The organism is Pseudemcibacter sp. (assembly GCF_965661635.1).
Lineage (GTDB): Bacteria > Pseudomonadota > Alphaproteobacteria > Sphingomonadales > Emcibacteraceae > Pseudemcibacter.
On record NZ_CBFIEP010000030.1, the window covers coordinates 80,432 to 86,823 of the forward strand.

Annotated in this window: 7 protein-coding genes and 1 tRNA gene; 2 read left to right on the plus strand and 6 right to left on the minus strand. The window is 37.7% G+C overall.

Annotated elements, in window-relative coordinates; genetic code table 11:
• Positions 1 to 308: 308 nt before the first annotated feature.
• From ACTF6W_RS02315 to pspA, 4 genes are read right to left on the minus strand one after another with little or no spacing between them, the layout of a single operon-like run.
• Entirely contained in the window at positions 309 to 839 is a 531-nt protein-coding gene (locus ACTF6W_RS02315; RefSeq protein ID WP_438992924.1) for a L,D-transpeptidase family protein, read from the minus strand.
• Positions 840 to 847: 8 nt separating this feature from the next.
• Positions 848 to 1,243: an envelope stress response membrane protein PspC gene (gene pspC, locus ACTF6W_RS02320; RefSeq protein WP_438992925.1), complete on the minus strand. Its 396-nt coding sequence runs from the start codon at positions 1,241 to 1,243 to the stop codon at positions 848 to 850.
• Entirely contained in the window at positions 1,243 to 1,455 is a 213-nt protein-coding gene (pspB, locus tag ACTF6W_RS02325) for an envelope stress response membrane protein PspB (RefSeq protein ID WP_438992926.1), read from the minus strand. Before pspB ends, pspC begins: the two co-directional genes overlap by 1 nt.
• A gap of 45 nt (positions 1,456 to 1,500) precedes the next feature.
• Positions 1,501 to 2,184, minus strand: coding sequence for a phage shock protein PspA (gene pspA / locus ACTF6W_RS02330; RefSeq protein ID WP_438992927.1), 684 nt, complete (start codon positions 2,182 to 2,184; stop codon positions 1,501 to 1,503).
• Between the two features lie 200 nt (positions 2,185 to 2,384).
• On the opposite strand from pspA, the gene pspF reads away from it, so the two are divergent.
• On the plus strand, positions 2,385 to 3,398 hold the full coding sequence (pspF, locus tag ACTF6W_RS02335; protein WP_438992928.1) for a phage shock protein operon transcriptional activator: 1,014 nt from the start codon (positions 2,385 to 2,387) through the stop codon (positions 3,396 to 3,398).
• Positions 3,399 to 3,408: 10 nt separating this feature from the next.
• Positions 3,409 to 4,569, plus strand: coding sequence for a 6-phosphofructokinase (locus tag ACTF6W_RS02340; protein WP_438992929.1), 1,161 nt, complete (start codon positions 3,409 to 3,411; stop codon positions 4,567 to 4,569).
• Here the strand turns inward: ACTF6W_RS02340 and ACTF6W_RS02345 are convergent.
• Positions 4,564 to 5,931 (minus strand): PIG-L deacetylase family protein, encoded by a 1,368-nt coding sequence (locus tag ACTF6W_RS02345; RefSeq protein WP_438992930.1) that lies wholly within the window; start codon positions 5,929 to 5,931, stop codon positions 4,564 to 4,566. The two genes, ACTF6W_RS02340 and ACTF6W_RS02345, sit on opposite strands and share 6 nt — an antisense overlap.
• A 163-nt stretch (positions 5,932 to 6,094) precedes the next feature.
• Positions 6,095 to 6,169: transfer RNA gene (locus ACTF6W_RS02350), tRNA-Gly, on the minus strand.
• Between the last annotated feature and the right edge of the window lie 223 nt (positions 6,170 to 6,392).

Sequence of the window (6,392 nt, forward strand, 5' to 3'; positions counted from 1 at the left end):
CTCATCGTTTATATGAATAATTCTTATCCAGCTAGAGATACAAGCATTAGTGAAATTCGTAACACACGAATTTACGAAGTTGTAATGTATAATACCGAAGTTAGAGCAGCCGTTGATTTTGCTGAGTCCCACCCACGCTATGATGATGGATGGGCAGACTCACGATATATCGAATTGCCCGCGAAAAATGTCAAAAAAAGTCATTAAAAAAATTCGTTCTAAATACCCACGAAGACGTGGTTTTAAAATTACAGCAATAACTGAAATTCCAGAATTTACAACTGATAAAGATGAATTTTGATGTTCAATTAAGCTGATATCTCTAAGTGGGTATCAGTCGTAAGCTTGGGCAATAGTTCCAATAAGTCATCTTTTTTCAATGACACACACCCTTCAGTCCCTTTGAATTCATGATCTTCTAGATCACGTGCTACATGCATGAATATCGCACTACCTTTGCCGGTTACAGGAGGATTATCGTTATACCCCAAGACCACCAAAATATCATATAAATCATCGTCCCGCCAAAGCTCCTCAGCACTAGCATGGTAAGGAAGCATCACTGCTTTATTATAAGTGGCATCATTCGGATCATCGCACCAACCGTCTTCTTTAAGTAAAGCCATCATCGGAACTTGGCTATATATTGGTTTATCCAATTTATCATATCTATAATAAACACTTCTTAGTCCAAATTTCCCCACAGGACTCTTATGATCGCCTTCTTGTTTTTCAAAAGAAATACCCCCTTTACCTAAAGCGCAAGGATAGGTTTTATTTCCAAGTTTTAAAATCCCCCTAGATGGATTTTCTGATGTTGGCTTGACAAAAATGTCCATCTTAAAATTTACCTATCTAAATCGTTAATTTCGCGGTGAAGATTATATTGTGGTGACGTAACATGAGCTTCAGCGGCTCTTAGACGTCGCTCAATATCACGAAATTTATATCTCACATCGCGCACCGTATTGGATGGCTCGGTTCTCACTGATTTCCAAAATTCACTTTCTTTTTTACTCTCAAACATATCCTTTGGCTTCGCATCTAAGAATATGGTCAGTAGGATATAACCTAATATGATTAATCCGCCGCCAAAAAGTGCAATAAGCACTGTAACAATTCGCACGACCATGGGATCTAGACCAAAATAATCTCCTACGCCGGCGCAAACACCAGATATTTTAGCATTTTGTTTATCCAAATATAACTTTCTATATTTTGGCGTTTTTTTATCTCTAAACATTATTTATTTCTCCAGTCTGGGGAGTCGGTATCTAAAATACGTTCGATGTTATTAAGTCGCGCCTCAATTCTGTCTGCACTTTCCCATAATTCCGCTAAAATGTTTTCGTCTTCATTGCTGATGGTTTTGGTTGATTTCCATCTGGTTATATAATGAAGCAAAACCCATATTGGCGCGACAATCGCCATAAAAAGTATACCAACTATTTCCATTTTCTATCCTTTCCTTGACCTAAGATGGTCAGGATACACTGATTTTTATTTCTTTTCATCTTTGCTTGATTTCTTTGCAAGCTTTTCTTTTAATGCGGCCAATTCATCGGCAACTGCTTCATTGGCAACTAAGTCGGCAAACTCTTCATATAAGTTCATCTCACGTCCCATTTCTTCTGCTTCAACACGGCTTTCTGTTTCCTCAACGCGCCTTTCCATCATATTGAAACGGTTCATCACATCTTCAATCCGGTTGCTATACAGCCTTGCCCGTACTTTTAATCTGGACTGTGCTGAGTTTTGACGTTCATATAGTGCTTTTTGTTTTTGTTTTGCTTCTTTAATTTTGGCTTCCAGAAGAATAATATCCTCTTCATATTTTTTAAGCGCATCTTCTAAAGGAGCGCGGTCCTGCTCCAATTCCAGAGCGAGGTCAACCAGTTTTGCTTTTTCAATGAGTGCTGCATTTGCAAGATCCTCTCTATCTTTGCTTAAGGCTAATTCTGCTTTCGCATACCAATCGTCTTCTACCTTCTTAAGACGTGATATGTTACGGTCTAATTCTTTACGGTCGGCAATAACACGGGCCGCTGAAGAGCGCACTTCAACAAGTGTATCTTCCATTTCCTGTATCATCATACGGATCATTTTGTCCGGATCTTCTGCTTTATCTAGAAGATGTGTGATGTTTGAATTTATTATGTCTGTTAGGCGAGTAAAAATGCCCATTTGATGTCTCCAAAAATTATATGCCCCAACTCTGGACCTTCGCCACTTACATTGCATAAGTTGTGCCAGTTTTGAATTTTTGCCCTAACTCATTACAATATAATGTTTATTTGGTTTTATCTCTTTTTATAGGTGAGCTTTAATAATAAAATTTTTATTATTAATTAGTAATTATTATCATTATTTGATATTTTTTATCAATGAAATATGACCAACAAATAATTATTGGCGAAAGTCCCGCGTTTTTAGAAATTATCGAACAGGCCAGTCGGGCAGCGCGCCACGATAGGCCCGTGCTTGTAATCGGGGAACGGGGAACGGGTAAAGAATTGATTGCGTCGCGCTTACATTTCTTATCCCCTAGATGGGAACAAAAATTTGTGCAAGTTAATTGCGCAGCTTTACCGGATACCTTGCTTGAATCTGAATTATTCGGTCATGAGGCTGGTTCTTTTACTGGTGCTCAAGGAAAAAGGATAGGGCGATTTGAAGAAGCGGATAAAGGTACAATTTTTCTTGATGAAATAGCAACGACCTCGTTGTCTGCTCAAGAAAAAATACTGCGCATTACAGAATATGGCACCTTTCAAAGAGTAGGCAGCAATAAAACAATTCATACCGATGTGCGCATAATAGGAGCCGCAAACATTGATTTGCCTAGCGCTGCTGAAGCAGGTGATTTTCGACATGACCTGCTTGACCGGTTGGCCCTTGATGTCATAACGCTTCCTTCTCTTCGGCACCGTAAAGAAGATATTTTAATATTAGCCATTCATTTTGGACAAAAAATTGCACAAGAAGTGGGCTGGGAATCTTTTCCTGGTTTTTCTGAAAGCGTTATAGAAATGCTTTTCGAGCACACTTGGCCTGGAAACGTAAGAGAACTCAAAAATGTTATTGAGCGGGCCGTCTATTATAGTGAAAATGAATTTCATCCAATTGAGGGCGTTCTTCTAGATCCCTTTAATTCACCATATAGACCGTCAACAGTTTCTTCTAAGCATAAGGTAAAAATCCAAAAAGAAATTAAACCCGAAACAGCGATTTTTAATGAACCTTTAGATTTTCAAGAAAGTGTAGAAAACCATGAAAAAGAATTATTACATCATGCTCTCAATAAAAGTAAATTTAACCAAAAAGAAGCTGCTAAATTTTTAAATCTGAATTATCATCAGTTAAGGCATCAATTAAAAAAACATAATCTTTTATCATGAGGAAAACGAAATGAAGATCGGCATATTAACCAGTGGTGGCGATGTCCCAGGATTAAATGCTTGCATTAAAGCCATAGTAAAAGGTGCGGAACAAAACGGTTGGGATTGTGTTGGTATTAAGCGCGGATGGAGAGGGTTACTTGATTATAACCCGGATGGTGACCCTGAAATAAACAGCGCTCTTTCACGGCCTTTACATTTATCAGAATTAAGTGGTGTCGAAAATATTGGCGGTACTATTTTACATACATCCCGCTATAATCCCGTACAAATTAATGCTGAATTCTTGCCCGAATTTTTGAAAGATAATGTCCCTGCGTCAACATTTAAAGAAGGCACATTTGATTGTACAGACCATATTTTAAAAATACTGGATCTAATGGAAATAGATGCCCTTATACCAATTGGTGGTGATGGATCACTTAGATTTGCGGCTCAATTAACGAAAAAGAACTTTCCGGTCATTAGCATTCCAAAAACCATGGATAATGATGTGAATGGAACTGATTATTGCATTGGTTTTAGCACATGTGTGACACGCTGTGTTAATAGTATTAATAAAATCCGCAGTACAGCCGCCAGCCATGAACGCATCGCCATCATTGAACTTTTTGGAAGACACAGTGGTGAACCCGCACTTTTAAGTGGTCATATTGCCTCTGCTGATAGGGTGCTTATTCCAGAGGTAGCAATTGATCTTAATCATTTTAGTGATTTGATAATATCGGATCGTGTTCGAAATTCAGAGAATTATGCCGTCGCCGTCGTCGCCGAAGGAGCAAAATTAAAAGACGGCAATATCATCTATCAAGGAAAGAAAGACCAATATGGAAACGAGAAACTCGGGGGTATTGGCGACATTCTTTATGAGGATTTACAGCAAAACCATAATGTTAGTGTGTTAACGCAACCACTTGCATATTTATTAAGAAGCGGTGAGCCGGATGCACTAGATAAGCTGGTCGCAGGAAATTTTGGTGCAATGGCAATTCAACAAATTGAGAAAAAGAATTATGGAAAAATGACAGCAATTATTGATGGTAATTATCAACTTGCCGATAATGATTGCGTCTTAACACCGCAAGAAAATTTAATCGTCAGCAATGTTTATGATGAAAAGAATTATAAGCCTGACATCAGAAATATTCTTGGGCGCGCCATGTATTTATAATTTATCTAATTTCTTATCGTCATAGATATCATCCATTTCTATGACGAAGAAAAATTCGTTACTTCTCACGGAACGACGAAAATAACTTTCGTCTTTCCCTGTTAACTGCATCCATAGCGTTTCAAATGCTTGTTGGAATGCGCGGCCAGAAAAACGATAATCTGTTCCTAAGCGTAAATCATTCATAGCATCAAGTGCAAAAATTTTATTGCGCTGAACATCAATCGACATAGAATAAGAATAAAGACGTCTAAAATAATTGCTTCCTTTAGGTGTTGGCGGCAACGAGATTAAAGATCCCATCTCACCATAAGGAAATCTTTCATTAAAATTAACCTGATGATTTGTATAAAGCAGTAGTTGACCATCTCGTTTATTCAATTTTTTTAATGCCTCTACCGCAGCGATTGTCGTGTATTGATGATCGCTATGCATATCCAACATGGGGGAAGGTGTGATAATTATATCCGGATTGATTTCACCAATAAGATAAACAAGATTACCAACCAGACTATCCCAGTTATTAATTCCTTCTAACCCTTTTGCAAGATAAGATGTATTTTGCTTTCTAAATGTGTTCATATCGGAAATTTCCGTATAAACTCCGCTCGCTATCAAATCTTTATCTCTATACATGCCCCTAAGTCGCGCGTCATTAAATCCAAGATTGACAAGATTTTCAGGAGGCACGCCACCCAGCATTGGTACTGATAAACTGTTCCAAGTTCTGACCTCACCTTTCTTAAGATAGTGGGCTTTTGCTTCATCACTCGAATAAACTTCATCATACATAAAAGAACCCGCATCTCCCGATGTAACTGTAACAATAAATATATCATCATGTTCGCTATATAACCCAAAAGATGCAATCTCAGCATCATCCGGATGAGGCGCAAGAATAAGAATTTTTTTGTCTTTTAAAATTGGGTTTTCAAATTGTATAAGATCCGTTTTTCCATCGACAATAGAAAGAAAATTTTCCTCAAAAATGATTTCATGTGCCCCTGCCTCAATCAACTTACTGACATTAATATAGCGTTCCCCATTAGCACCATGCTCAAAATATTGAATTTCAGAGCCATTATTGCCTGATAATTCAAGGCTCGGTCTGATCACGTGGCTAAACAAAGACGCTTCCACTTCCACTTTAAGGAAGCTGGATTGACCAACCCCTTCGTAGGCTGGCAACATAAGAGAATTTCCAGAAATCTCAACCGGGATAATGGTTGCTTCTGTAGCCGTAAAATCATAAGCATGATCAGCATTTACATCATAATTATAAAGCATTGAACGACTTATAATTAGAAATCCTATAATAATGATAATAATTAAACCTAGAGCCCAACTTAATTTTTTGAACATGGTTTTCATTCTCCCTATGATTTCTTTAAGGTAATGCTAGGCTAAAACACATCTTGCGTCATCAATTTTATCAAATGACAATTAGTAAAAGATCACCTAAATGAAATTTGAATTAGGCGTTTTATAAAATGCCCATGAGAAGATAAAACAATTTTTTGGAAAATGGAGCGGGCGAAGAGATTCGAACTCTCGACATTCACGTTGGCAACGTGACGCTCTACCACTGAGCTACGCCCGCACCTAAAAGATGCTAAAACAACGATTTTGTTGTCTGTGCGGGGGATAATACAAAACAAATTTGATATTGCAAGCCCTTAATTATAAAAAAATTGCTTTGGTTAATTAAAAATCTCGCGTTATATATTTGGAACGTAACAACCCTTTGAATTCAAGGAATTAACATGCCCGCTAAGGAAGAAGATCTATTCACTTTGCTGGAAGAGTTAGGGATTAAAACCACC

What these genes read in the sequence shown, in the direction of transcription:
- ACTF6W_RS02340 (WP_438992929.1), top strand. Translation starts at nt 3,409, where the DNA reads ATGAAGATCGGCATATTAACCAGTGGTGGCGATGTCCCAGGATTAAAT.
- ACTF6W_RS02345 (WP_438992930.1), bottom strand. Translation starts at nt 5,931, where the DNA reads ATGTTCAAAAAATTAAGTTGGGCTCTAGGTTTAATTATTATCATTATT.
- pspA (WP_438992927.1), bottom strand. Translation starts at nt 2,184, where the DNA reads ATGGGCATTTTTACTCGCCTAACAGACATAATAAATTCAAACATCACA.
- ACTF6W_RS02315 (WP_438992924.1), bottom strand. Translation starts at nt 839, where the DNA reads ATGGACATTTTTGTCAAGCCAACATCAGAAAATCCATCTAGGGGGATT.
- pspF (WP_438992928.1), top strand. Translation starts at nt 2,385, where the DNA reads ATGAAATATGACCAACAAATAATTATTGGCGAAAGTCCCGCGTTTTTA.
- pspB (WP_438992926.1), bottom strand. Translation starts at nt 1,455, where the DNA reads ATGGAAATAGTTGGTATACTTTTTATGGCGATTGTCGCGCCAATATGG.
- pspC (WP_438992925.1), bottom strand. Translation starts at nt 1,243, where the DNA reads ATGTTTAGAGATAAAAAAACGCCAAAATATAGAAAGTTATATTTGGAT.